Consider the following 25868-nt stretch of genomic DNA (forward strand, 5'->3'; position numbering starts at 1 on the left):
CACGGTGGCAGGGGGTCTCACCGTGGCATCCGTCGCCAGATCGGCTGCGGGACCAACCGGGCGACGGCGAACATCACCCGTAGCTGCCACGGGATCCACACCACCCCGGCCCGTCGGGCCCGCACCCGGTCGACCACCGCATCGGCCACCTGGTCGGGCGTGGAGGAGAACGGTGCGGGATCCATGCCCTCGGTCATCCGGCCGATCACGAATCCGGGGCGGGGGATCACCAGGGTGACGCCCGTGCCGTGGAGGGCGTCCGCCATCCCCGAGGCGAAACCGTCGAGCCCCGCCTTGGCGGACCCGTACACATAGTTCGCGCGCCGGACCCGTTGACCGGCGACCGAGGAGAACGCCACCAGCACGCCGCGCCTGCGGGGCTTCATCCGCTCAGCCAGCACGGTGAGCAGGGCGGCCTGGGCCACGAAGTCGGTGTGCAGGATCCGAGCCGCGGTCGCCGCGTCCCTCTCGGCCACCTCCTGGTCGCCGAGGATCCCGAACGCCAGGACCGCGACCGAGATCTCGCCGATCCGGGACTCGATGTCCTCCACCACCCTCACGTGGGAACCGAGGTCGTCGGCGTCGAAATCGATGATCTCGACAGACGAGGCCCCGGCGGCCGTGAGAGGTGCCGCCAGGGCGGACACGTCGCGGCCGGGTCGTGTGGCGAGGACGACCGTGCATCCGTCCGCGAGACGCCGGGCGATCGCCAGACCGATCTCGCTCCGGCCACCGAAGATCACGACGACCTCGCCGCCCGGTGCGCGCTGGGATGCGGGGGATGCGGGGCTGGACATGAGGGCATTGTCCCACGCCCATCTCACTGCCTCCCACGCCCGTCCCAGGCCCGGTCGCACTCCCGTCGCCGCCGGCCGCCTCGTCCCGCCTCGCTGTGGCAGGCTCGCCGCTATGTCCCGAACACTGGCAGATCTGTCGCCCGACGCTCACGAGTTCCTCTCCGAGTACCACCTCGGTACGCTCACCACCCTCCGACGAGACGGTTCGCCGCACGTGGTCGCGGTGGGCTTCACGCTCGACACCGGGTCGGGTCTGGCCCGCGTGATCACCCGGAGGGGGTCGCAGAAGGCCCGCAACGCCGCGCGCGGCGGACGGGCAGCGGTCTGTCACGTGGACCGAGGCCGGTGGCTGACGTTCGAGGGCCGGGCGACGTTGCTCACCGACGAGGCCGCCGTGCGCGAGGGCGAACGCCGGTACGGGATGCGCTACCGCGAGCCGAAACCCAATCCAGAGCGGGTCGTGGTGGCGATCGAGGTGGACCGCGTCCTGGGATCCGCCCAGATGTTCACCGGCGCCTGACACCGCGGTTCGATAGCGGCCGGGTACGCGGCCTGCTGGACGGCTTGGTACGCGGCCTGTTGGACGGCCGGTGCGCGGCCTGTTGGACGGCTTGGTGCGCGGCCTGCTGGGCGGGAGGGTGCGTGGCCTGCTGGGCGGGACCAGACGACTCCTCCGGATTCGCGTGCGTGAGTACAGCCGCCCGCAGCCATGGCGTCTCGCCTGAGCCGATGCGCAGGCCGGACGCCATCCGGGCGGGCGGCTGTACCTGGCGTGCGCAGCTGCGCGAGCGAGACGCCAGGCGCGGGCGCGGATGCGGGAAGGCCGACGCGGGATGGCGGCACCCAGCGCTGCGCCTCGGGCCGTGACGCACGACGACGGCGGCACCCAGCGCTGCGCCTCGGGCCGGGGCGCACGACGATGCTGGAGGACGTTGACCGCGGAGGTCGCCGACGCTAGAGGACCCGCAGTCCCCTGTCCCCGGTGTTCAGGTCGCGCCGGCCGTCCGCGGTGACCGCGACGATGTCCTCGAGACGGGCACCCCACCGGCCGGCCCGGTAGATCCCGGGCTCGACGGAGAAGGTCATCCCCTCCGCCAGGACGGTGTCGGCGCCGGGGGCGACGAACGGCGGCTCGTGCAGGCCCATGCCGATGCCGTGCCCGGTGCGGTGGATGAAGAGCTCACCGAGTCCCGCCGCCGCGAGGTGATCGCGCGCCGCCGCGTCGACCTCGCCGATCGCGATCCCCGGTCGCACGGCCTCGCGGGCCAGGCGCTGCGCCTCCTCAAGAACGGCGTAGGTCTCGGCGGCGTCGGCCGGCGGTGCGCCCATCGAGTAGGTGCGGGTGCAGTCCGAGTGGTACCCGCTCGGGAGCGGTCCCCCGATGTCCACGACGACGATGTCGCCCCGCTCGATCACCCGGTCGGAGACACCGTGGTGGGGGTCGGCGCCGTTGGGTCCCGACCCGACGATCACGAACTCGGCGTGCGTGAGCCCCTCCTGCTCGATGGCCGCGGTGATCAGCTCACCCACCTGCGCTTCGGTGCGGCCGACCACGAGGAACTCACCCATCCGGGCGTGGACCGCGTCGATGCGACGGGCGGCCTCGGCGAGCTGGTCGATCTCTGAAGGGGTCTTGACGGCCCGCACGTGGTCGATCACCTCCGAGGCGAGGACCACCTCGCCGTCGACGCCCAGCTGGAGCGGCACGAGGTGGAGGGCAGGCATCGCGGTGGACACGGCGACGCGGCCGGACACCGTGCCCGCCACGAGCGGCACCGCATCCGTTCCGTCAGCCCAGGGGTGCAGGTCCGCACCCACCCGGTCGGCTGCCGCGCGGACGGCGTCGGTGAGCTCGAGGGCCGGGACGACGAGGAGGGGCACCCCGCCGCCGACGGGGACGACCATCGCCGTGAGGCGCTCGTGGGAGTCCATGCGTTCACCGGTGAGGTAGGCCATGTCCTCTCCGGAGTACACCACCACGTGGTCGATGCCGATCTCCCGCGCGCGGTCGCACACGGCCGTGAGTCGTCGGGCGTGGAGGTCCGGGGAGTCGGTGCTCATCCCCCCACCCTAGGGTCTTCCGGTTCGCCGCCGCCCGGTCGTGTCGATGCCGTGAACCGCTGGCGACGGTGCACGGGGCGACTATCCTGGCGCCGGGCCGACACCCGGCCCGATCCCGACCGGAGGAGGCGCGGTGTCCCAGGGCCCGCTCATGGTTCTCGACAGCGCCGGCCTGTGGTTCCGCGCGTTCCACTCGGTACCGGAGAAGATCACCGGGCCGGACGGTGCACCGGCCAACGCGGTGCGCGGGTTCTGCGACATGGTGTCGGTACTGCTCGAGGAGTACTCGCCGACGGGCCTGGTGGCCGCCCTCGACCGAGAGTGGCGCCCCGACTGGCGCGTCGAGCTGCTGCCCTCGTACAAGGCCCACCGGGTCGGCGACGACGGCGGTGAGGACGCGCCCGCCTCACTCCACCCCCAGGTCGGTGCGATACAGCAGATCCTCACAGCGGCCGGCATCACGCAGGCGTCCGCTTCCGACGCGGAGGCCGACGACGTTCTGGCGGAGCTCGCCGCCCGCGACCGTGAGGTGCTGGTGGTGACCGGAGATCGAGACCTGTTCCAGCTGGCGTCCGCGACCACCACGGTCGTGTACGTGGGGGCGGGGATGAGAAAGCGCCTCGCGTACACCCCGGAGGTCGTCGCGGAGCGATTCGACCTGCCCGCCGGCGACGATGCGCGGGTGTACGCGGACTACGCGGTGCTGGTCGGTGACGCCTCTGACGGTCTGCCAGGGGTGGCGGGTATCGGCACCAAGACCGCGGCCTCCCTCTTGCGGGAGTACGGAGACCTCGACGGCATCGTGGCGGCCGCCGAGGACGAGGGGTCGGGCCTCGCCGCGCGGCAGCGCAGGGCGGTCCTCGAGGCCGCCGACTATCTGACCGCCGCCCGCGGGGTGGTCCGGCTCCGGACGCGGGGTGTCGAGACGGAGTTCGAGGGGGATGCCGACGGTCGGCGAGGACCCGTGGACCGCGAGAAGTTGGATCTCCTGGGAGAGGCGACCGGGCAGAGCCGAGCGATCGGACGTCTGGAGAAGGCCGCCTCGGTGCTCGACCCGGCCTGATCAGGCCATGTGGTCGAGGACGACGCCGCGACGCAGTGACCCCACGGCCGATCGCGCCGTGCGCGCCAGTTCGGGCTCCGCGACCTGTCCGACCTGGGCCAGGACGTCCACGACGAGACGAGCCGATCGCACGAAGTCCCCGGCGGTGAGTTCCACGCCCTCCTGCCAGGACGCGGCGAGGATCGACGAGAGCGCACCGCCCGACACCCAGTGGTGCAGGACCGGGGCGAGTCCGGCATCGAGATCGGGGGTCGGCGGCAACTGGTGGGACTTCTCGGCCGCCGTGACGTCCGCGGCGACGCGGTCGGTCTCGGCGAGGGCGGCGCGCAGCACCTCGTCGGAGGGCTCGCGGACCGCCGACTCGCTACGGGGGTGGGCCACGACGGTGGTGATCACCGCGGCCAGCCCCGCCGGGTCGAGCCCTGACCACACCCCGCGCCGGAGACACTCCGCCACGAACAGGTCCTGCTCGGTGTGGATGCCCGCCAGTAGGCGGCCGGCCTCCGTGGCACGGACCTCCCCCTCGTGCTTCTCCACGTAACCGAGGTGGTCGAGCAGGTCGACGATCCTGCGGAACCGGCGGGCCAGGGAGTCGGAATCCGCCTCCACCTCCGCGGTGAGCGTGTCCACGTCCGCCGCGGCTCGTGCCCAGCGTTCGTGGAGACGGGCCAGCCTGTCGATCCGGGGATCCTCGTGCAGGGGGTGCTGGCGCAGGGCCCGGCGCGTGGCCGCGAGTCGCGGGTCCTTACGGACGGACTTGCCCCCGGCGTTCTTCATCCGGCCTCTGGCCTTGCCGCGCAGCCCCTCCATCCGCTGGACGAGTGCCCGTTTGGCCCGTCCGTCGAGTTTGCGGCGACCGCGTGGCAGGTCGACCCTCCCCACCGGCACGGGGGGCGCCGCGAAGTCCTGCTGGCGCAGCCAGCCGGTCCAGCCGGAATCGGTCAGACACAACAGGGCCGGGTCGGAGGGGATGTCGGTGCGCACCTGGAGCACCGTGGCGACCATGCCGAACCGCTTGCGGCCGACGGTGATCACGGAACCCGCGGTCTGCTTGAGCATCGCCGCGCGCACGGATTCCAGCCGGTCGTCGCGGGTGGCCTTCTCGGTGGATTTCTCGAGCCGGCTCAGGTCCGCGCGCAGCGACATGTACTCGTCGAGCTGGGAGTCGCCGCCGGCCTCCTCCAGGTCCGCACGGATCCGGTCCCGCTCGTCCGTCCTGCGTTCGACCGCCCGGGACCGGGACACCAGCGTGCGGTCGGTCTGGAACTGGGCGAACGACCTGCCGATGAGCGAGGTCGCCTCCGCCACGCCGAGTTGTTCCACGAGGTTGACGGCCATGGAGTAGTCCGGGGTGAACGCACTGAGCAGGGGGAAACGTGGGGTGTCCACGAGAGCGGACAGCGCGTCCAGGTCGAGATCCTGTTGGTCCAACACCACCGCGGTGCCCTTGGTGTCGATCCCCCTCCTGCCGGCGCGGCCGGTGATCTGGGAGTACTCCGCGGAGGTGAGCATCGCATGGGTGTCGCCGTTGAACTTGGTGGTCTTCTCCAGGACGACCGCGCGGGCCGGCATGTGGATGCCCAGGGCGAGGGTCTCCGTGGCGAACACGACCTTGATCAGACCGGCCGAGAACAACTCCTCCACGACGGTCCGGAACAGCGGGAGCATGCCCGCGTGGTGGGCGGCGATGCCACTGATCAGTCCGGCCCTGAAGGCGGCGAAGTCGAGGGCGTCCAGGTCGTGCCGGGGAACCTGCGCACACGCGGCGTCGACGTGCGCGGCGATCCGTCGCGACTCCTCCCCCGTGGTCAGCCGCAACCGGGCCCGGCGCATCTGGGAGACCGCCCCGTCGCACCCGGCCCGGGAGAACACGAAGTAGATCGCGGGCAGCAGATGGTCGTCGTCGAGCTTCTCGATCACGTCCTGACGTCGCGCCCACTGGGCCCGGGGTCGGGCCGCCACCTGTTCGTCGTGATACCCGCCCCGGCTGCGCCGTCGATGGTCGGCGGCGGCCCGGACGGGGACCAGGTCACCGTCCGTGTAGAGCATGTGCGCGAGGGGAACGGGCCTCACGTCGGAGAGCACCACCGCGGTGTCGCCGCGGATCTCGGTGATCCAGTCCCCGAGTTCCTCGGTGTTGCTCAACGTCGCCGACAGGCCCACGAGTCGGACCGCCGGGTCGAGGGTCAGGATGATCTCCTCCCAGACCACGCCTCGCGACCGGTCCCCGAGGTAGTGGATCTCGTCCATCACCACGCAGTCCAGGTCGTGCAGGGCGGAGGACCCGGAGTAGATCATGTTCCGCAGAACCTCGGTGGTCATCACCACCACCGGGGCGTCGGCGTCGATGGAGTGATCCCCGGTGAGCAACCCCACGTTCTCGGGCCCGAAGCGGTGCCGGAACTGACGGAACTTCTGGTTGCTCAGAGCCTTGACGGGCGTGGTGTAGAAGCACCGGCCGCCGCCGGCAAGGGCCCGGTGGGCCGCGTACTCCCCGATGAGCGTCTTGCCCGACCCGGTGGGCGCCGAGACGAGGAGATTGCGGCCGGCGTCGAGCGCGGAGAAGGCCTCGAGCTGGAACGGGTCCGGATCGAAACCCTCCGTCTGGAGGAACGACTCGAGCAGGGTGCCCGCGTCGTGCGGCTCAGAGCGTGTCGTCATACATCGCCCCACCCGACGGTGCCTGGAGGGGCCGTGCACCGCTGACCGGCTCGGGCGCGGCGAGCGGGCCAGTGGAACGGACCTCCCCGGAACCGTCGAGGCGCTCGGACGGACCCAGCGGTGAGGCGGACTCGTCGTCGACGTCGAGCCATTCCTCGCGGGCCCTGCTCTTGCGCTTGTCGTGGATGCGGGCGAACTGGATGGACATTTCCACCAACACGCACACCGCCGCGGCGAGCGCCAGCATCGAGAACGGATCCTGACCGGGCGAGGCGACGGCGGCGAAGACGAAGATCCCCATGATGATCCCGCGCCGCGACCTGGCGAGCACCTCGTACCTGAGCACACCGGCGACGTTGAGCATCGCGATGAGCAGCGGGATCTCGAAGCTCACCCCGAAGATGAGGATCAGCTGGATGAGGAAGGAGAAGTACTGCGTGCCCGACAGGGCCGTGGTCTGGACGTTGTCGCCGATGGAGAGCAGGAACTCGAGGGCGAAGACGATCACGACGTAGGCCAGGACCGCCCCGCCGATGAACAGGATGGCGGCGAGTACGGTGAACGCGATTCCGTAGCGCTTCTCGTTCTTGTGCAGGCCCGGCGTGATGAAGGCCCACAGCTGGTAGAGCCAGACCGGGCTGGCCAACACGATCCCGGCGGTGGCGGCCACCTTGAGACGGAGCATGAACTGCTCGAAGGGGCCGGTCGCGAGGAGCCGACACTGGTCGTCCGCGTCACCCAGTTGTAGGCGTGCGCCGGGTGGGATGTCGCAGTAGGGGCCGGTGAGGATCTCACCCAGCGAGGGGACGCCGAAGAATCCGCTGCCGTACCACCAGAACCCGAAGCCCAGCGTCACCACGATCGCCGCGAGGGCGATGAGCAGTCGCTTGCGCAGCTCGTAGATGTGCTCGATGAGCGGCATCGTGCCGTCGGGGTTCCGGGGCCGGCGCTTGCGCCTGGACAACATCCGACCGGCGCCGCCCCCGGGGGTGGCGCCGGTCTTCTGGGGTCCTGTCTGCGTCATCTGTGGGGATACCTGCTACCGCTGGGTGCCGGTTCCGCCGTCGTACGGGCCGGTGGGGTCGACGTGCTGTGGCGATTGCTGGTGCTGCTGACCCTGCTGCGGCGTCTGCGGGTACTGCTGCCCTGTCTGCGGCGGGTGCTGGTACTGCTGCTGGGACTGGCCCTGCTGCTGGTACGGCTGCTGCGGAGCCTGCGGGTAGCCCTGAGCCTGATGCTGCGCCTGCGTGGGGTGCGCCTGCGGCTGGACGTACTGCGCGGCGTTCGGCTGACCCGCCTGGGTGAGCGCTTCCGGCTCGGCAGGCTTGTCGTCGTTCTGCATCTCCTTGATCTCCGATTTGAAGATCCGCATCGACCGCCCGAGGCCACGAGCGGCGTCGGGGAGCTTCTTGGAGCCGAAGAGGAGCAGCACCACCGCGAGAACGATGAGCCAGTGCCAGATGCTCAACGCACCCATGTCTACCTCCGATTGTGTGACAACACGGCCATGCTAACGCACCCACGCCGACAGCCGGAGGCGCGGTCCCCCCCTTCGAATGCGGTGACCAGCGGGTTCACGCGGTTTTCACGGCGAGGACACCGAGTCGTCGCCGGCCTCGTAGAGCGCGAGCCCGGCGATGGCCCGGTCGGCGATCTCCGCGGCCAGTCCGGGGTCGGACGGCGTCACGACGTCGGCGTGTCCGAGCAGGAACCTGACCAGCCACGTCCGGTCGTGGTAGGCGATCGAGACGTCGAGATCGCCGTCGGGGCGCCGGACCACGTCGTGGAACGCGAACTCGTCGAGGAACCACGCGGCCGCCGCGGGAACGACGGCCCGTTCCAGGAGGACGCCCGCCCCTCCGTCGTCCTGGGGTTCCGGTCCGAGCGGCCGGCGCGGTCCGACCTCTTCGACCCCGCTCATCCGGTCGGTGCGGAAGGTCCTCCACTGCCCGGTCCCGCGATCGACCCCGTGGACGTAGGAGTGCCCGTCGGACACGGAGAGCCGAGCGGGATCGACCACTCTGGTGGTCGAGGTGTCCGAGCTGGCCGAGTGGTAGACGAATCGCAGTGCGCGTCCGTCGTGGACGGCGGTGCGGACCACATCGGCGTCCGGCGGGGTGTCGGGGCGGGAGGGCTCCTCCGCCCGGGCCTCGACGCCGGCCGCGGTCCGGAGGGTCCGCAGCAGATCACGCAGGGCGGTCTGGTCGACCACCTCGGGATGATCGAGGAAGATCGCGAGTCCGGTCTCCAGGGTGACGGCCTCGGCCGCGGTGAGCCGGACGGGACGATCGATCCCGGCGGTGAACGTCACCTCGACCAGTTCGGCGTCGTCCAGGTCCTCCGAGGAGAAGGCGAGGTCGATGAGGTCACCCGGCCCGTAGCCGGGTAGACCGCAGGACCACAGCTGCCAGAGCGCGTCCCGCAGTTGTTGCTCCGTCATGCCGAGATCCCGCGCGGCCTCGTCCACGCGCACCGCGCCCCGGGTGTGGAAGTACGGGACCACGCTGAGCAGCGTCGCCAGTGGGACGGCACGGGAGGTCATCGGTCGGCCTCCTCGGCGGCGGAGAGGATCGTCAGGACTCGATCGCGGAGTCCGGCGGGCCGGAGGGCCACGGCGTCGGCGCCCTGGGATGCCACCATCGACGCCAGCTCACCGAGCGGAGCACACACCTCCAGGTCCGCTCCCCCACGCCCGAACCGGTCGGCAGATGCGGCGTCGCGGGCCATCGCACGGAGTTCGGCGGCGTGGCCGTCCGCCGCCCACACGGTGGCCTCGACCACCGGGTTCAGGCGGGAGATGGCGTCGTCGAGGAGCGCCAGCACCTCGGAGGTCCGTGGAACCGGGACGGTCCGGCCGGCCTGGCCCACCCGGACGTCCGAGACCCTCACCAGGCGGAAGGTGCGGGGTTCGCCGCGATCGAGGTCGTGACCGACCACGTACCAGTGTCCCTGTCGGGACCCGGTCCACCACGGTTCGATCCTCCGGGCGCTCGGTGCCGTCGCCCCTGCAGGGGTGTGCGAGAACGTGAGGAGCCGGCCCTCCGCGACCGCCTCCGCGACGACGGCGGCAACCGCGAGTTCGGCCGGGTCCTCCACCGTCACGGTCGCACCGGCGTCGTGCACCGGGTCGATACCCGCGGCGGTGAGCTTGGCCAGAGCCCCGTCGGCCCGGGCGGCCCGCTCGCCCTCGCGCCACACCTCGGAGGCCACGGCCAGCACCCCGGCCTGTTCGGGGGTGAGGGTGATCTCGGGGAGCTCGTATCCACCGGCGGGGATCCGGTAGCCGGCCGGGGACCCCGGCGCCAGCGAGGCTCCCTGTTCGAGGGGGACGCCCACCTCGCGGAGTTCCCGCTTGTCCCGCTCGAACATCCTCAGATATGCGGCCTCGTTCTCGCAGTCGTCGTAACCCTGGACCATCCTGCGGATCTCCCCCGCGGACAGGAAGGCGTTGGTCGACCTCAGACAGATGACGAGGTTGACCAGCCGTTGGGACTTGGAGGTGGGCACGGGCAGGACGCTATCGGCCGAGCGCGGCGATCAGGCCGTCGACACGCGGGTCCTCGGCGGTGAACGGGTCCGTGAGCGCGACCGTGGGCAGGGTGCCGTCGGCGACCTTGAGATGCACCCAGTCCACGGTGTAGTCCCGCCGGGCCGCGGTGGCGGCGGAGATGAAGCGGCCACGCAGCGCCGCCCGGGTGGTCTCCGGCGCGATCCGCCGGGCCCGTTCAATCTCCGGGTCGCTCACCACCCGCGAGACCAGACCACGGCGTTCGAGCACGGAGTGCAGCCCGCGTCCCGGCCGGATGTCGTGGTAGGTCAGGTCGATCTGTGCCAACCGCGGGTGATCCAGGTCGACCCCCGTCCTGCCCTGGACCTGTCGGATGAGCCGCAGCTTCGCGGCCCAGTCGATGTCACCGGCGATCGCGTCGTGGTCGCCGGACTCGATCGCGTCGAGGACCCGCTCCCACAGGGTCACGCACCTCTCCACGACGGGGCGGTCGTCGCGCTCCCACCCGCCATGACCGAGGTGGCGGTGGACCGCGGCCAGGAACTCCCGCTGGATCTCCAGGGCGGTCATCGTGGTGCCGTCGGTGAGGGTGACCGGCCGGGTCCCGGTGAGGTCGCGGCTGATCTCCCTGATCGCGCGGACGGGGTGGGCGATCGCCATCGGGCGCAACGGGACGCCGGCCTCGAGCGTCTCCAACACCAGTCGGGTGCTGGCGACCTTGAGCAGGGTCGTGGTCTCGATCATGTTGGAATCGCCCACGATGACGTGCATACGCCTGAACCGGGTCGAGTCAGCGTGGGGCTCGTCGCGGGTGTTGATGAGGGGGCGCGATCGGGTGGTGGCCGACGAGACACCGTCCCACATGTGCTCGGCCCGCTGGGAGAAGCAGAAGGTGGTCTCCCCGTCCTCGGCGGTGCCCACGCCCGCCGGGGTCCCGGGCAGGATCTTGCCGGCGCCGCAGATGAGCTGCCGGCTCACCAGGAACGGCAGCAGCGTCGTGGCCATGCTCCGGACCTGGGTCGACCGGTCGAGGAGGTAGTTCTCGTGCGAGCCGTAGGAGTTGCCCGCGGTGTCGGTGTTGTTCTTGTACAGGTAGACCTTGGCGTCGATGCCCTCGGCCGCGAGCGACTGTTCGGCGTGGACGGCGAGGTCGTCGATGATCCGCTCCCCCGCCCTGTCGTGGGCGACGATCTGCTCCAGACCGTCGCACTCCGCGGTCGCGTACTCGGGATGGGAACCCACGTCCAGATAGAGGCGGGATCCGTTCTCGAGGAACACGTTCGAACTGCGCCAGCGTTCGACGACGGGACGGAAGAAGTAGCGGGCGATCTCGTCGGGCCCGAGCGAGCGCGAACCCTCGCCACCGACGCTGGTGATCCCGAACTCCGTCTCGATCCCGACGATGCGGCGGATCATGGCGGCCTACTGCCCGCCCTTCTGGACGTAGGACTTCACGAACTCCTCGGCGTTGGTCTCGAGGATGTCGTCGATCTCGTCGAGCAGTGAGTCGGCGGACGAGGTCTGCGCGGTCGCGGCGACCTGCCCGGCCTCGTCGTCCGGCTCGCCTGCGCCGCCGGCGTTCTTCTGGATCTGGGACATCGGGTGGTTCTCCTGTCGTGGTGTGGACGGGACGGGCCGTGTGAGCGGGATGCTCAGCGGAGCAGCGGGCCGTCGGGGCTGAGGAACTCCGGGTGCGCGTCGCAGTGGGCGCGGGTCCCGGTATACGGGTCGGCGAGGTCCACGTGGCGGTGGTCGCCGCGGGAATCGACGACGACGACGTGGTCCCACCCCGCGGCGTGGACGCGCTCACCGAGCAGGGCCAGGAAGCGCCCCCGGGCCCAGGCCCGCGTGGACTCGGGAGGGGTGGTCACCGCGGCCTCGACGCGGGCCTCGGTGACCATCCTGCGCATGGCACCCTTGCCCACCAGGCGGTTGTAGAGTCCCCGCTCCGGGTCGATGTCGTGGTACTGGACGTCGATGAGGGCCAGGCGTGCGTGGTCCCATCCCAGGGTGTCGCGTGCCCTGAACCCCTCCAGGAGGCGGAGTTTGGCCGGCCAGTCCAGCCGATCGGCGCACGACATGGGGTCCCGCTCGAGTGCGTCGAGGATCTCCCGCCATTCGGCCAGGACCTCGACGGCCCACCCCGGGCGCCCCGTGCCGTCGCCGACCAGGTCCGACACGCGGCCGAGGATCTCGCGCTGGAGGCCGATCCCCGTGAGCGCCCGGCCGTCGGGCAGTGCGACGGTGGCGGTGAGGGACGGGTCGTGGCTGATGGTGTGTACCGCCTCGACGGGGTCGACCGGGACCAGGTCCGACAGGTCGATCCCCGCCTCGATCGCGTCCAGGACCAGGCAGGTGGTGCCGATCTTCAGGTACGTCGCGAGCTCGGCCATGTTGGCGTCGCCGAGGATCACGTGGAGGCGGCGCCACGTCTCGTCCGGGGCGTGCGGTTCGTCGCGGGTGTTGATGATCCCGCGGCGCAGAGTGGTCTCCAGACCGGTGAACACCTCGATGTAGTCGGCGCGTTGGGAGATCTGGAAACCGGGCTCCTCCCCGGATTGACCTATGCCGACCCGCCCGGCACCGCAGAACACCTGGCGGGAGACCAGATGAGGCGCCAGGCTCATCGAGAGTTCGTCGAAGTCGACCTCGCGACGCACGAGGTAGTTCTCGTGGGCGCCGTAGGACGCGCCCTTGCCGTCGACGTTGTTCTTGTAGAGCTTGAGCTCGGCGTTGCCGTCGACGGCGGACGACTCACTACCGGCCCGGTGCATGATCCGCTCCCCCGCCTTGTCCCAGATCACCGCGTCGATCGGGGAATCGACCTCGGGAGAGGAGTATTCGGGGTGTGCGTGGTCGACGTAGAAGCGCGCGCCGTTGGTGAGCACCCGGTTGCTCACCCCGAACTCGCTCGGATCGTAGGCGCGGGCGGAGCCGAGATCGAAGCCGCGGGCGTCGCGTAGGGGCGATTCGGACCCGTAGTCCCACCGGGTCGCATCGGCGGTCCCGGCGACCTCGCCCGGGTCGGTGTACGCCTTGACCACCTGGGTCGAGGTGACCACCGAGCTGAGCAGCGGCTGACCCACGGCGACGATGCCGAACTCGATCTCGGTCCCGATCACCCGGCCTCTCGCGACCTCGTCGGACGCGTCCCGCCCGGTCGGGGTCACCGCTCGTCCTCCCAATGCGGCACGATGACCTCGACCACGCGTTCTCCCCGGACCCCCGCGAGACGCGCCCATTCCTGCGGGTTGGAGGTGTTGGGCAGATCGGTGTTCTCCGCGAACTCCGCGTCGACGGCGTCCAGGAAATCGTCGGTCGTCAGACCCTGTCCGGTGCCGTGCACGATGTCCTTGATCGCGATTTTCTTGGCCCGGTCCACGATGTTGCGCAGCATCGCCCCGGAGGTCAGATCCGCGAGATGGAGGGACGACCGTCGGCCGGACGCGTGGACCAGATGCACGTAGGTGGTCGACTCGTCCCTGGTGTAGAGACGGTCGACGATCCGGGTGATGAGGCCGCGGACATGCTCCTCGCCGCCCGCGGAACCGACCTCGTCCGGATCGAACCGTAGATCCGGCGTGATGTACTTGGCGAGGATGTCGGCCGCGGCGTCGGCGTCCGGGCGGTCGATCCGGATCTTGAGATCGAGTCGGCCCGGGCGCAGGATCGCCGGGTCGATCATGTCCTCCCGGTTGGAGGCGCCGATCACGATGACGTTGCGCAGGTCCTCCACCCCGTCGATCTCGGCGAGGAGCTGAGGGACGATCGTGGTCTCCATGTCGGAGGAGATGCCCGACCCGCGGGTGCGGAAGATGGAGTCCATCTCGTCGAAGAACACGATCACCGGGTTGCCCTCGGTCGCCTTCTCCCGAGCCCGCTCGAAGATCGACCGGATGTGCCGCTCGGTCTCGCCCACGTACTTGTTGAGCAGTTCCGGACCCTTGATGGAGAGGAAGTAGGAGTTGGGGTACCGGCCGTCGCTGGTGTCCTCCCCCCGCGACGTCGCCGAGGCCAGCGCCAACGAGTGCGCGACCGCCTTCGCGATCAGGGTCTTGCCGCACCCGGGAGGGCCGTAGAGCAGCACCCCCTTCGGCGGGGCGAGATGGAACTCGCGGTAGAGCTCATGGTGGACGAAGGGCAGTTCGATGGCATCGCGGATCTGCTCGATCTGTGCGCCGAGACCGCCGATGTCGGAGTACTCGACCATCGGGATCTCCTCGAGCAGGAGCTCGTCGACCTCGGCCTTGGGCACGACCTCGAACGCCACGGCGGCCTTGGGGTCCACCAGGACCGCGTCGCCCGGGCGCACCGGCGCCGGGTGGGCGGCGGTGCGCCCTCCGCGCAACCCGGACGCCAGATGGACGACGTGCTCCTCGTCGTTGCCCATCACCACGCGGGCCCGCACCCCGTCGGCCAGCACGTCCCGGAAGACCGCGGTGACGCCGGTGACGGGGAGGCCGGTGCAGGCCTCGATGACGGTCATCGCTTCGTTCAGGCGGACGGTGACGCCCGCCGCGAGCACGGAGGGGTCGACCCCGGGCGCCAGGGTCAGACGCATCCGCCGACCGGCCGCCATGACCTCCGCGGTATCGGCGTCCACGGGGTCCTGCAGCACGATTCCGTACGTACTGGGGGGCGTGCCGAGCCGCTCGACCTCGCCCTTGAGGACCTGTAGCTCGTCGCGGGATTCCTTGAGCAGTTCGGCGAGTCGGACGTTGCGGGCGCCGAGGGCGTCGATCTTGACCGACTTCTCCCGGTCCGTGCGCGCACCCTCGTCGACGGCGTTGCGCAGTCGCGCGAGCTCGGCCCGGTCCAGCGTCACGCTGTCGCCGCCCCGCTCGCCCGGGGAACGTCCCTCGGTCACCTCGATCACCCGCCCTCCGACTCGCGGACGACATCCTCGTCGTCGTCGCCCCCACCCTATCGCCGGGGTGAGCGGCCGGGTGCGCGCCGGGGTGAGTGGCCGGGTGCGGGGCGGGCCGGTGTGCGCGCCGGCTCCGGGGGTCAGTGCTTGCCGGCCCGGCGCCTGGGCTTGAGGGTGGTCACGCCCTCGGCGAGGCGACGGGCGGTGACCAGGAACGCGGTGTGGCCCTGGATGCGGTGCTCGGGTCGGACCGCCAGGCCCACGACGTGCCAGCCCCGGTTGATCGACTCCCACGCCCGCGGCTCCGTCCAGCACTCCTGGCGACGCAGGGCCTCCACGACGTCGGACATCTGGGTGGTGGTGGCCACGTAGACCACGAGGACACCCCCGGGGACCAGGACGTCGCGCACCGTGGGCAGGCAGTCCCAGGGGGCGAGCATGTCCAACACCACGCGGTCGACCTGTCCACCGAGTGCCTCCACGGAGGCCTCCGCGAGATCGGCGACACGCAGGTCCCAGTTCTCGGGGTGCTCGCCGTAGAACGTCCGGACGTTGCGTTCGGCGTGCTCGGCGTGGTCCTCGCGGATCTCGTACGACAGGACCCGGCCCCCGGGGCCCACCGCGCGCAGCAGTGAACAGGTCAGGGCACCGGAACCCGCCCCGGCCTCGAGCACACGTGCGCCGGGGAACACATCGCCCTCGTGGACGATCTGTGCGGCGTCCTTGGGGTAGATCACCTGGGCCCCGCGCGGCATCGACAGGACGTAGTCGGTGAGAAGCGGGCGCAGCGCGAGGTAGTCGGCGTCCCCGGAGGACCTGACGATCGACCCCTCGGCTGCTCCGATCAGATCGTCGTGCCGGACCGCGCCGTGGTGGGTGAAGAACTCCGCTCCCGCGGCCAGGACGACGGTGTACTTGCGTCCCTTGGTATCGGTGAGCTGGACGCGGTCGCCGACGACGAACGGGCCGGATCGCTGCACGGTGGACCTCCAGGGGACGGCGGCCGGTTGTCCGACCGGTTGTCTACCCTGCCAGGTGTGACGGATCCCCTGGAAATCGGACGCGGCGGTGCTCCGGATGGCGTGCCCCCGCCGGAGCGCAGGCCCCTGGCGTTGTCGGCGTCGCGTGCCGCCGACTTCAGGCAGTGCCCCCTGCTCTACCGGCTCAAGGCGATCGACAGGATCCCGGAACCGAAGACCCGCGCCCAGGTCCTGGGCACCGTCGTGCACTCGGTGCTCGAGGACCTGTACGCACTGGAGCAGTCCGAGCGCGCCCCGGAACGCGCTGCGGAACTCGTGCCCACCGCGGTGGAACTCTTCTACGAGGGCGGGGGCGCCGAGGTGGTGCCGCTCAGCGGGAGGGCGGAGTTCCAGACGGAGGTCGCCGCCCTGGTATCCGCGCTCTACGGGATCGAGGATCCCCGGCGCTTCTCCCCCGCGGCGTGTGAGCAGTATCTCGTCACCTCGACCGCGTCCGGTACCCCGCTCCACGGCTACCTGGACAGGGTGGACGTGGCGCCGACCGGCGAGGTCAGGGTGGTCGACTACAAGACAGGCAAACCGCCCCGTCCGCGCTATCAGGACCAGGCGATGTTCCAGATGCGGTTCTACGCCCTGATGTACCAGCGCACCCACGGTGTGGTGCCCGCGCAGCTCAAGTTGATCTACCTCAGGAACGGCAGCTGGCTCACCCTGACCCCCGATCTCGCGGCGCTCACCGAGACGGAGTCCCAGCTCGACTCGCTGTGGGCGGAGATCGAGCGGGCGGGTGAGACCGGGATCTTCCCCCCACGTACCTCCCGGCTGTGCGACTGGTGCAATCATCAGGCGTTGTGCCCGGCGTACGGGGGGACCCCGCCCGAGTACCCGGGCTGGCCGGGGCGTCGCGTGATACCTCTCGAGGTCACGAACCCCGCAGCGGGGCACGCCGGACCGAGGAGCACATCATGACGGAGGCCTACTTCGAGCCGTTGGGCACTGATGACGGCTGGGAGGTCTTCCGGGCGACCCCGCACACGGTGAGCGCCTGGGGTCCGGACCTGCAGCACGGATCCCCGCCCTCGGCCGTGCTCACCCGCGCGATGGATCGTCTCGAACGGGCGGAGTCGACCAGGATCGCTCGCGTCACCGTGGACCTGCTCGGGCCCGTGCCGCTGGGCGAGGTCCGCACCCGGGCCCGCATCGTCCGTCCCGGTCGCCGGATCCAACTGCTCGAGGCGGAACTCGAGGCGGGGGGACGGATCGTCGCCAGAGCGAGCGCCTGGCGGATGTCCGTCGGCGACACCGCCGTGGTCGAGCAGACGGCAGACCGCCCGCGCGAGCTCCCGGAGGTGGATCACGACAGTGATTTCTTCGACCGGTGGACCAGTGGCTACATCGACTCGCTGGAGATCCGCGGTGCGCAGGACGGGGTCGTCTGGGCCCGTCCCACTCTCCCTCTGGTCTCCGGTGAGGAGATGACGCCCGTGGAGCGGGTCATGGCGGTGGCCGACATCGCGAACGGTGTCGGGGCCGTTCTCGAACCCGACGAATGGCGGTTCCTCAACACGGACCTGGTCACCCATCTGCACCGGCGTCCCGTCGGCGAGTGGATCGGGGTCACCGCGGACGCCTCGATCGGCCCCGACGGCGTCGGGGCCACCTCCGGCACCCTCTACGACGAGGTGGGCGCGATCGGGCACACGCTTCAGGCTCTCCTGGTGGAACGGGTCTGAGCGGGACTGATCGGAACCGAGCGAGCCGCACGGGCGGGTAGGACTGGCGGGCTCACCCCATGCGGCAGGACCGGATGTCCGTGGCGATGACGGCTTTGGCGCCAGCGGCGACGAGCTCGTCCATGATCGAGTTGACCTTCTTGCGCGGGACCATCGACCGGACCGCCACCCATGCCGGATCGGCCATCGGGGAGACCGTGGGGGACTCGATCCCCGGGGTGATCGCCGAGACCGAGTCGAGGATCTCCCTGGGGCAGTCGTAGTCCAGCATCATGTACTGCTGGGCGAAGACGACGCCCTGGAGACGCGCCCTCAGCTGGGCCATCGCGGGAGTGATCGCCTCGCCCGTACGCGAGATCAGCACCCCCATCGAGTCGCACAGGACCTCCCCGAACGCCTCCAGACCGTGCACCTTGAGAGTGCGACCGGAACCCACCACGTCGGCGATGCAGTCGGCCACCCCGAGCTGGATGGAGATCTCCACCGCGCCGTCGAGTCGGATGACCTCGGCATCGATCCCCCGCCTCTCGAGGTCCTGCCGGACGATGTTGGGGTACGACGTCGCGATGCGGGCCCCCGCCAGGCGGTCCGAGGTCCACCCACTGCCCGCCGGGCCGGCGTACCGGAAGGTGGAGTGTCCGAACCCCAGCTCGAGGAGCTCGTCCACCTCCGCCATCGAATCCATGCTCAGGTCCCTGCCGGTGATGCCCAACTCGAGGCGGCCGGAACCCACGTAGACGGCGATGTCCTTGGGTCGCAGGAAGAAGAACTCGACATCGTTCTCACGGTCGATCAGCGTGAGATCCTTGCTGCCCTCGGTACGTCGGCGGTACCCCGCCTCGGACAGCATCTCGGAGGCGGACTCGGACAGGGCGCCCTTGTTGGGCACTGCGACACGCAGCATGGTGGTGGCTCCAGGATTCGGTGCGGGCGGGGTGACGGCGGTGGCGGCTAGAGATGCCGGTAGACGTCCTCGAGACCGAGTCCGCGCTTGAGCATCATGACCTGGGTCCAGTAGAGGAGCTGCGAGATCTCCTCGGCCAGTTCCTCGTCCGACTGGTACTCGGCCGCGATCCACACCTCGCCCGCCTCTTCGTTGACCTTCTTGCCCAGATGGTGGACGCCCTTGTCGAAGGCTGCGACGGTGCCGGAGTCCTCGGGACGCGCGGCGATGCGCTCGGACAGCTCGGCGAACAGGGAGTCGAAGGTCTTCACGCGCCTGATTCTCCCACAGCCACGCCCAGTGGCGTTCCCGAGGTGAGGGCGGCGAGACCGGACGCGGTCACGCCGGCCAGGCTCGGGTGGGTGTGTGCCCCGGCCACGTCCGGCTGTCCGTCGGTGGACGGAACATAGAGGACCCGGCACCCCGCGGTGACCGCGGCGGTGGCCCCGGTGACCGAGTCCTCGACGGCCACGGCGGCCGTCGCCTGGACCCCGAGCCGTGAGCAGGCCAGCAGATAGGGGTCGGGAGCCGGCTTGGGGTCGACCACCATGCACCCCGTCACCACCACATCGAATCGCGAACGGTCGATGAACTCCAGCGGAACCGTGGCGACATCCGCGGTCGTGTTGGTCACCAGGGCCACCGGGGCGTTCGTCGACGCGAGGTCATCCAGCAGTTCCTCGGCGCCCGGCCGCCACCGCATATCGGACCGCATGAGCTCGGTGACCCGCGAGTTCAGCCTGCGGGCCAGTCGATCGAACTCGGCCCCCTCGATGGTCCGCCCCGTGTACTCGCCGAGGATCGCGAAGAATCCCGGTAGCGAGTTCCCCAGCGTCCGTTCGCGGGTCGCCTCGTCGAGCGGTCGTCCCAGGTACTCCGCGAGCTCGTAGACGGCGATGTCCCACAGTCGCTCGGTGTCGACGAGAGTGCCGTCCATGTCGAGACACACGGCGGCGGGGACCTGATCGGGCGAAATGCTGGTCACGGCCTACTGTCTACCCGACATGGGGAGACCGGGGGTACCGTGACCGGTCCCGTTGGCCTCCCCGCCGACCGCCGCTCAGTTGCAGGTGCCTGCCGGGACGAGGAAGCGCTCGGTATGGGTGGCGGAGGCGAACGGTACGACCGACCCGGGGGCGAAGGTCGGAAAGGCGGACTTGCTGGTGGTGATGGTGACCGCCAACCGCCCGTGGCCGGTGAACACACCGCCGATGCCGACTTCGGGTCCGGTCGACTGGACGGTGTGCACCCCCCTGGTATCGGTATCGATGTTGTGCCACTCCACCGTCGCCGAGTTGAACGGCAGCAGGGTGGCCGAGAAGTCGAACGAGCCGACGGGCTGGTCGAGGTCCCTGGCGTTCGCGCTCAGCGCCTGGTGGAAACGCTCGTCGCCGCCCAGCCTGCAGGTGGTGAAGGCGCCGAAGCGAATGGTGTGCTCACCGCCCAGCGGGTACGGCATACGGACATCCCAGGCGGGCGACTCGCGCCATACCTGCGCTGACGCCACAGGGGATCCGATCGCCGCCCCTCCCCCGGCGAGCAGGGTCGCCGCACAGGTGAGCGCAACTGACCGACGGATGATACTCATGACAGTCTCCTCGACGACTACGGCTCTCGGGCGGTCCCCGGGGCACACGGCCTTACCGGGTTATCGGTGCGGGCGGGCAGGATGTTAGTCGCGTCACCGTCGCCGGGCGGTCCGTGCCTCCAGTGGTTCGGTCGGCCGTACGTCGAAGTCGCTGAGCTTGTGCGGTGCGATCACGACGCGTGCCGAGTTGAGGATCGCGAGGACGTCGATGACCTCCTGTGCGATCGCCCCGGCGAGAGGGCTGAGGAGGCCGAAGACCGCGAGAAGCATCCCGATCACGGAGGCGGCCATCCCACCCAACGCCGACTGCAGAGCGATCCGACGCATACGCGCCCCTATATGGAGGAGGTCGTCGAGTCGCTCCAGAGAGGAGTCCAGCACCACGGCGTCGGCGGCCTCGGCGGTCACGTCGGACGTGGAACCGAAGGCGACCCCGGCCGAGGCGGCCGTCATAGCGGGCGCGTCGTTGATCCCGTCGCCGAGGTACAGGGTGGGACCCGCCGACGTGCGCTCGCGGACGATCGCGAGTTTCCCCTCGGGAGTGACCCCGCCGTAGACCTCGGTGATACCCACCCGGTCCGCCAACCGGCGGACCTCGGCCTCACGGTCACCGGAGATGATCATCATCCGTGTGACTCCGTGTGCGCGCGGGAGATGCGCGATGAAGTCAGCCGCGGTTGCCCGTGGTTCGTCACGGAATCGGAGGACCGCGGCGTACCGGTCGTCGACGAGGACGACCGCCTCCATCCCCGTCTCGGATCCCGGGAGCAGGCTGGACGCGCCCGGATCGACCTCGGCGAGCCCGCGACGGTTGGTCAGGCGGACCACGCGTCCACCCACCTCGCCGACCAGTCCGGCGCCGGGCCTCTCCGCGACGGAGGTGGTGGCCTGGGTCCCGAGGTTCCGTTCGGCTGCCGCGTCGATGACGGCTCTGGCGAGCGGGTGGCGGGAGTACGCCTCGATCGCCGCCGCCGCGGCGAGCACCTCGTCGGGATCCATCCCGGGCCTCGCGACGATCTCCGTGAGGACCGGACGCCCATAGGTCAGCGTGCCGGTCTTGTCGAACATCATCGTCTCGACGCGTCCGACGTTCTCGAGCATCGCCGGATTCCGGATGATGATGCCCCGCTTGGCGGCCAGCGAGATGGAACCGATGATCGCGACGGGGACGCCGATGAGGAGCGGGCACGGGGTCGCAACCACGACCACCGCGAGGAAACGGGTCGGATCTCCGGAGAACGCCCAGCCGAGGATGCCCAGCGCCAGCGCGATCAGCGTGTACCAGGCGCCGAGGCGATCGGCGAGACGACGCATCGGGGGCCGGTTCTCCTCCGCCTCCCGCAGCACGCCGACGATCTGCGCATAACGGGAATCCGCCGCCACCCGGTGGGCGCGGACGGTCAGTGGTGATTCGCCGTTGATAGCGCCGGAGAGCACCTGCGCCCCTGGTGTCTTGGGGACGACGTACGGCTCGCCGGTGAGGTACGACTCGTCCATCGCGCCTCTGCCCTCCGCCACCTCGCCGTCGACGGGGCACAGTTCGTGGGGCAGGACGAGCAGAAGGTCACCGACCAGCACGTCATCGGCAGGGAGGTCGTCGATGCCCTCGGTCGCCGTGTCCCCGCGGAGGCGGTGCGCGATCGTCGGGCTCCGTCGGGCGAGGGCGTCGAGAGTCGCCGATGCCCTGCGGGACGCCGCGGCCTCGAGCGCCTCTCCCCCGGACAGCATGAGGACGATGATCGCGGCCACCAGCCACTCGGAGAGCAGGACCGCGGTGACGATCGACACCGCGGCGAGCATGTCCGCTCCCCCGGCACTCTTCACCGCCGAGCGGACGACCCCGATGATGAGGGGGATCCCGCCGACCACCACCACGGCGACCAGCGGCGCGCGGATCACCCACTCCGTGATGTCGGAGACGTCGGGGTCGGTGAGCGCACGCGAGAGAAGATGGATCACGATCGCCAGGACGGTGGTCAGGGCGAGGACGCCCTGTCGAGAGCCAACGAACGTCCGCAGCGCCCCGCCCCGCCCCCAGTCCATCCACTCATCATCACCCGGCAGGGAAGCCCCCACCAGCCAGGAGAGGCTACCCTGGGCGCCCGGGTCACACGTTGAAGTACTTCGCCTCCGGGTGGTAGAGCACGAACGCGTCCGTCGACTGTTCGGGGTGGAGCTGCAACTCCTCCGAGAGTTCGACACCGATGCGCTCCGGCTCGAGCAGGTCCACCACGACCCGGCGCGACTCCAGGTCGGGGCAGGCGCCATAGCCGAAGCTGTAGCGGGCTCCCCGGTACTTGAGGTCGAAGTAGTCGTGGATGGTGTCGGGGTCCTCGTCGGAGACGGCGCCCTCGGGCAGGCGGAGTTCGTCGCGCACCCGCCGGTGCCAGAACTCGGCCAGCGCCTCGGTGAGCTGGACCGACAAACCGTGGACCTCGAGGTAGTCGCGGTAGTTATCCGCAGCGAACAGCTCATTGGCGAAGTCCGCGATCGGCGTCCCCATGGTGACGAGCTGGAAGGGCAGCACGTCGACGGTCCCCTCGGCCTCACAGCGCTCCCTGGAGGCGAGGAAGTCCGGGATGCTCAGGAACCGGCCCCGCTGTTGGCGGGGGAAGGAGATCCGGTGCAACACCTCGGCGTCCGGGCGCGGCTCGGCCAGGACACAGATGTCCTGGCCCTCCGAGTAGGCCGGGAAGTACCCGTACACCACGGCGGAGTGGGCCAGGATCCGCTCGGTGGTGAGCCGGTCGATCCATGACCGCATGCGTGGTCGTCCCTCGGTGGCGACCAACTCGTCATAGTCGGGGCCGTCCCCGCTGCGGGTGCCGCGGAGTCCCCACTGCCCGAAGAACAGGGCGCGCTCGTCGAGGTGCCCGACATAGTCGGCCACCGGGATCCCCTTGGCGATGCGCGTCCCCCAGAAGGGCGGGGTGGCGATGGGCTGGTCCGCCGCGACGTCCGAACGCTCCGGGACCACGACGGGCTCGGCCTCGGCGGCCCTCTTGGCGGCGATCCGCTCGCTTCGGGCCCTCCGCTCGCGCCGTTCCGCGGCCTTGGCCGACGCGTCCGAGGACTCCGCCATGGGGACGCCGGTCCGCTTGGCCGTCATGACCTCGTCCATGAGGCGCAGTCCCTCGAAGGCGTCCCGGGCGTAGAACACCTCACCCTCGTACATCCCGGCGAGGTCCACCTCGACGTAGGCACGCGTGAGGGCCGCACCACCCAGGAGAACGGGGTAGTCGCCGGCGATGCCCTCCGAGTTGAGTTCCGCGAGGTTGTCCTTCATCACCACGGTCGACTTCACCAGGAGTCCGGACATGCCGATCACGTCGGCCTTGTGCTCCCGGGCCGCCGAGATGATGTCGGCGATCGGCTGCTTGATTCCGATGTTCACCACGTCGTACCCGTTGTTGGACAGGATGATGTCCACCAGGTTCTTGCCGATGTCGTGGACATCGCCCTTGACCGTCGCCAGGACGATACGACCCTTGCCGTCCTCGTCGCTGGCCTCCATGTGGGGTTCCAGATGCGCGACCGCGGTCTTCATGGTCTCGGCCGACTGCAGGACGAACGGCAGTTGCATCTGGCCGGAGCCGAACAGCTCGCCTACCGTCTTCATGCCGCTGAGCAGGTGGGTGTTGATGATCTCGAGCGGGGGATCTCCTCCATCGCCGCGTCGAGGTCGGCCTCGAGGCCCTTGCGTTCCCCGTCGATGATCCGCGCGGACAGCCGATCCATGAGCGGCATCGCGGCGAGTTCGGCCGCCCTGGCGTCCTTGGTGCTGGCCGTCGACACACCGTCGAACAGCTCCATGAAGACCTGGAGGGGGTCGTACCCCTCCTTGCGGCGGTCGTAGACGAGGTCCAGCGCGACCTCACGTTGACGCTCGTCGATCTTGCTCATGGGCAGGATCTTGGAGCTGTGCGCGATCGCACTGTCCAGACCGACCTGGATGCACTCGTGCAGGAACACGGAGTTGAGGACCTGTCGCGCGGCGGGGTTGAGGCCGAACGAGATGTTGGACAGGCCCAGGGTGGTATGGATCCTGGGGTGCGATTCGGTGAGTCTGCGGATCGCCTCGATGGTCTCGATCCCGTCCCGCCTGACCTCCTCCTGACCGGTGGAGATGGGGAAGGTGAGGCAGTCGATGATGATGTCGTCCTCGGCGATCCCCCAGTTCTCGGTGAGATCGGTGATGATCCGCTCCGCGATCGCGACCTTGCGGTCGGCGGTGCGTGCCTGGCCCTCCTCGTCGATGGCCAGCCCGACCACCGCGGCGCCGTGGCGCGAGACCAGTTCCATGATCTTCTGGAAGCGCGACTCCGGGCCGGCCCCGTCCTCGTAGTTGACCGAGTTGACCGTGCACCGTCCCCCCAGGTGCTCCAGGCCGGTCCGGATGACCTCGGGCTCGGTCGAGTCGAGCATGATCGGCAGAGTGGACGAGGTCGCCAGACGTCCGGCCAGCTCGGCCATGTCCCCCGACCCGTCCCTGCCCACGTAGTCCACGCAGAGGTCGATCATCTGCGCCCCGTCACGCATCTGCTCCTTGGCGATGTCCATGCAGGTGTCCCAGTCGGCGGCGAGCATCGCCTCCCGGAACCGCTTCGACCCGTTGGCGTTGGTGCGCTCGCCGATCATGAGGATGCCGGCGTCGGCCCGCAGGGGGGTCGAGGTGTAGAGGGAGGCGACGGCGTTGACGGGTTCGACCCGCCGTTCGGCCTTCGACCGCGACCTCACCTCGTCCCTCAGCCGCGTGATGTGCTCGGGGGTGGTGCCGCAGCAGCCACCGACCATCGACAGCCCGAACTCGGAGACGAAGTCGGCCACCTGGGGGCCGAACGCCTCGGCGCCGAGTGGGTAGACGGCGCCGTGTTCACCCAGTTCGGGGAGGCCGGCGTTGGGCATCACCGAGACGGGGACACCGGCGTGCTGGGTGAGATAGCGCAGGTGCTCGATCATCTCGGCCGGTCCGGTGGCGCAGTTGAGGCCGATCATGTCGATCCCGAGCGGTTCGAGAGCGGTCAGAGCTGCTCCGATGTCGGAGCCCAGGAGCATGGTCCCCGTGGTCTCGATGGTCACGTGTGTGATGATCGGCAACCGGCGCCCCGCGGCCGCCATCCCGTCCTGGCACCCGAGCACGGCTGCCTTGACCTGGAGCAGGTCCTGGCTGGTCTCCACCAGGAACGCGTCCGCCCCGCCCCGCGCCAGCCCCTCCGCCGCGCGGGTGTAGGCCTCCCGCATCTCCTCGAACGTGCTCTGCCCGAGCGAGGGCAACTTGGTCCCTGGCCCGAGGGAACCCAGCACCATCCGCGGGGTCCCGTCCTCGGACGGACCCATCTCGTCGGCGACGCTCCGGGCGATCGCCGCACCCTTCTCGGCCAACTCGCCGATGCGGTCGACGATGTCGTAGTCCCCGAGGTTGGACAGGTTGCACCCGAAGGTGTTGGTCTCGACCAGATCCGCGCCGGCCTCGAAGAACGCGCGGTGGATGTCCGCCACGACGTCGGGTCGGGTGGCGTTGAGGATCTCGTTGCACCCCTCCAGGCCGAGGAAGTCCGCATCGACGTCGAGGTCGACGGCCTGCAGCATCGTGCCCATCGCCCCGTCGCTGATCAGCACTCGCCGACGGGCGGCGTCCAACAGGGGCGAATCGAAATCGGCAGACAT

21 protein-coding genes and 1 pseudogene are annotated in these 25868 nt (G+C 70.1%); 4 read left to right on the forward strand and 18 right to left on the reverse strand.

Features of this window, described 5'->3' with window-relative positions; genetic code table 11:
• Positions 1-17: 17 nt before the first annotated feature.
• Complete coding sequence (locus CT688_RS07820; protein ID WP_107756438.1) at positions 18-797, reverse strand: SDR family NAD(P)-dependent oxidoreductase; 780 nt, start codon at positions 795-797, stop codon at positions 18-20.
• Between the two features lie 112 nt (positions 798-909).
• Between CT688_RS07820 and CT688_RS07825 the strand changes: the two genes are divergently transcribed.
• Positions 910-1317 carry a PPOX class F420-dependent oxidoreductase gene (locus CT688_RS07825; protein ID WP_107756439.1) on the forward strand — a complete coding sequence of 136 codons (408 nt, stop codon included), beginning with the start codon at positions 910-912 and terminating at the stop codon, positions 1315-1317.
• 434 nt (positions 1318-1751) lie between these two features.
• Here CT688_RS07825 and CT688_RS07830 read toward each other — a convergent pair whose 3' ends face one another.
• Positions 1752-2858: a Xaa-Pro peptidase family protein gene (locus CT688_RS07830; protein ID WP_107756440.1), complete on the reverse strand. Its 1107-nt coding sequence runs from the start codon at positions 2856-2858 to the stop codon at positions 1752-1754.
• 133 nt (positions 2859-2991) lie between these two features.
• Here CT688_RS07830 and CT688_RS07835 point away from each other — a divergent pair, with 133 nt between their 5' ends.
• Positions 2992-3921: a 5'-3' exonuclease gene (locus CT688_RS07835; RefSeq protein ID WP_107756441.1), complete on the forward strand. Its 930-nt coding sequence runs from the start codon at positions 2992-2994 to the stop codon at positions 3919-3921.
• Here CT688_RS07835 and CT688_RS07840 read toward each other — a convergent pair whose 3' ends face one another.
• The 10 genes from CT688_RS07840 to CT688_RS07885 all read right to left on the reverse strand — a co-directional run bounded on the left by CT688_RS07840 (position 3922) and on the right by CT688_RS07885 (position 15937).
• Positions 3922-6582: an RNA helicase gene (locus CT688_RS07840; protein ID WP_107756442.1), complete on the reverse strand. Its 2661-nt coding sequence runs from the start codon at positions 6580-6582 to the stop codon at positions 3922-3924. It abuts the gene before it with no gap.
• Positions 6566-7549, reverse strand: a complete 984-nt coding sequence (gene tatC, locus CT688_RS07845; protein ID WP_231750590.1) for a twin-arginine translocase subunit TatC — start codon at positions 7547-7549, stop codon at positions 6566-6568. The genes CT688_RS07840 and tatC overlap by 17 nt, the downstream gene beginning before the upstream one ends.
• 72 nt (positions 7550-7621) lie before the next feature.
• The gene (tatA, locus tag CT688_RS07850; RefSeq protein ID WP_107756444.1) at positions 7622-8059 is read right to left on the reverse strand and encodes a Sec-independent protein translocase subunit TatA; all 438 of its coding nucleotides are present in this window, start codon (positions 8057-8059) and stop codon (positions 7622-7624) included.
• Positions 8060-8167: 108 nt separating this feature from the next.
• Positions 8168-9124, reverse strand: coding sequence for a YafY family protein (locus tag CT688_RS07855; protein ID WP_107756445.1), 957 nt, complete (start codon positions 9122-9124; stop codon positions 8168-8170).
• Positions 9121-10089: a YafY family protein gene (locus CT688_RS07860; RefSeq protein WP_107756446.1), complete on the reverse strand. Its 969-nt coding sequence runs from the start codon at positions 10087-10089 to the stop codon at positions 9121-9123. Before CT688_RS07860 ends, CT688_RS07855 begins: the two co-directional genes overlap by 4 nt.
• Positions 10090-10099: 10 nt before the next feature.
• Positions 10100-11506 (reverse strand): Pup--protein ligase, encoded by a 1407-nt coding sequence (gene pafA / locus CT688_RS07865; protein ID WP_107756447.1) that lies wholly within the window; start codon positions 11504-11506, stop codon positions 10100-10102.
• Positions 11507-11512: 6 nt separating this feature from the next.
• Positions 11513-11689: a ubiquitin-like protein Pup gene (locus CT688_RS07870; protein ID WP_107756448.1), complete on the reverse strand. Its 177-nt coding sequence runs from the start codon at positions 11687-11689 to the stop codon at positions 11513-11515.
• Positions 11690-11742: 53 nt separating this feature from the next.
• On the reverse strand, positions 11743-13260 hold the full coding sequence (dop, locus tag CT688_RS07875) for a depupylase/deamidase Dop (RefSeq protein WP_107756449.1): 1518 nt from the start codon (positions 13258-13260) through the stop codon (positions 11743-11745).
• A complete protein-coding gene (gene arc, locus CT688_RS07880; RefSeq protein WP_107758082.1) occupies positions 13257-14957 on the reverse strand; it encodes a proteasome ATPase in 1701 nt (566 codons plus the stop codon). The genes dop and arc overlap by 4 nt, the downstream gene beginning before the upstream one ends.
• A 140-nt stretch (positions 14958-15097) precedes the next feature.
• Positions 15098-15937 carry a tRNA (adenine-N1)-methyltransferase gene (locus tag CT688_RS07885; RefSeq protein ID WP_107756450.1) on the reverse strand — a complete coding sequence of 280 codons (840 nt, stop codon included), beginning with the start codon at positions 15935-15937 and terminating at the stop codon, positions 15098-15100.
• Positions 15938-15994: 57 nt separating this feature from the next.
• Between CT688_RS07885 and CT688_RS07890 the strand changes: the two genes are divergently transcribed.
• Together CT688_RS07890 and CT688_RS07895 are read left to right on the forward strand one after the other, a co-directional pair.
• Positions 15995-16906 (forward strand): RecB family exonuclease, encoded by a 912-nt coding sequence (locus CT688_RS07890; protein ID WP_231750555.1) that lies wholly within the window; start codon positions 15995-15997, stop codon positions 16904-16906.
• Positions 16903-17670: a thioesterase family protein gene (locus CT688_RS07895; protein ID WP_107756451.1), complete on the forward strand. Its 768-nt coding sequence runs from the start codon at positions 16903-16905 to the stop codon at positions 17668-17670. The genes CT688_RS07890 and CT688_RS07895 overlap by 4 nt, the downstream gene beginning before the upstream one ends.
• A 52-nt stretch (positions 17671-17722) precedes the next feature.
• On the opposite strand, the gene hisG is transcribed toward CT688_RS07895, so the two are convergent.
• From hisG to metH, 6 genes and pseudogenes are all read right to left on the reverse strand, one after another.
• The gene (gene hisG / locus CT688_RS07900) at positions 17723-18574 is read right to left on the reverse strand and encodes an ATP phosphoribosyltransferase (protein ID WP_107756452.1); all 852 of its coding nucleotides are present in this window, start codon (positions 18572-18574) and stop codon (positions 17723-17725) included.
• Positions 18575-18621: 47 nt separating this feature from the next.
• Positions 18622-18885: a phosphoribosyl-ATP diphosphatase gene (locus CT688_RS07905; RefSeq protein ID WP_017836748.1), complete on the reverse strand. Its 264-nt coding sequence runs from the start codon at positions 18883-18885 to the stop codon at positions 18622-18624.
• Positions 18882-19598, reverse strand: a complete 717-nt coding sequence (locus tag CT688_RS07910; protein WP_107756453.1) for an HAD family phosphatase — start codon at positions 19596-19598, stop codon at positions 18882-18884. The genes CT688_RS07905 and CT688_RS07910 overlap by 4 nt, the downstream gene beginning before the upstream one ends.
• Positions 19599-19673: 75 nt before the next feature.
• Positions 19674-20201 (reverse strand): hypothetical protein, encoded by a 528-nt coding sequence (locus CT688_RS07915; RefSeq protein ID WP_107756454.1) that lies wholly within the window; start codon positions 20199-20201, stop codon positions 19674-19676.
• Between the two features lie 93 nt (positions 20202-20294).
• Positions 20295-22244 (reverse strand): heavy metal translocating P-type ATPase, encoded by a 1950-nt coding sequence (locus CT688_RS07920; protein ID WP_107756455.1) that lies wholly within the window; start codon positions 22242-22244, stop codon positions 20295-20297.
• A 64-nt stretch (positions 22245-22308) separates the two neighbouring features.
• Positions 22309-25868, reverse strand: a pseudogene (metH, locus tag CT688_RS07925) (methionine synthase).

The sequence above is a fragment of the Dietzia sp. JS16-p6b genome (genome assembly GCF_003052165.1).
Classification (GTDB): domain Bacteria; phylum Actinomycetota; class Actinomycetes; order Mycobacteriales; family Mycobacteriaceae; genus Dietzia.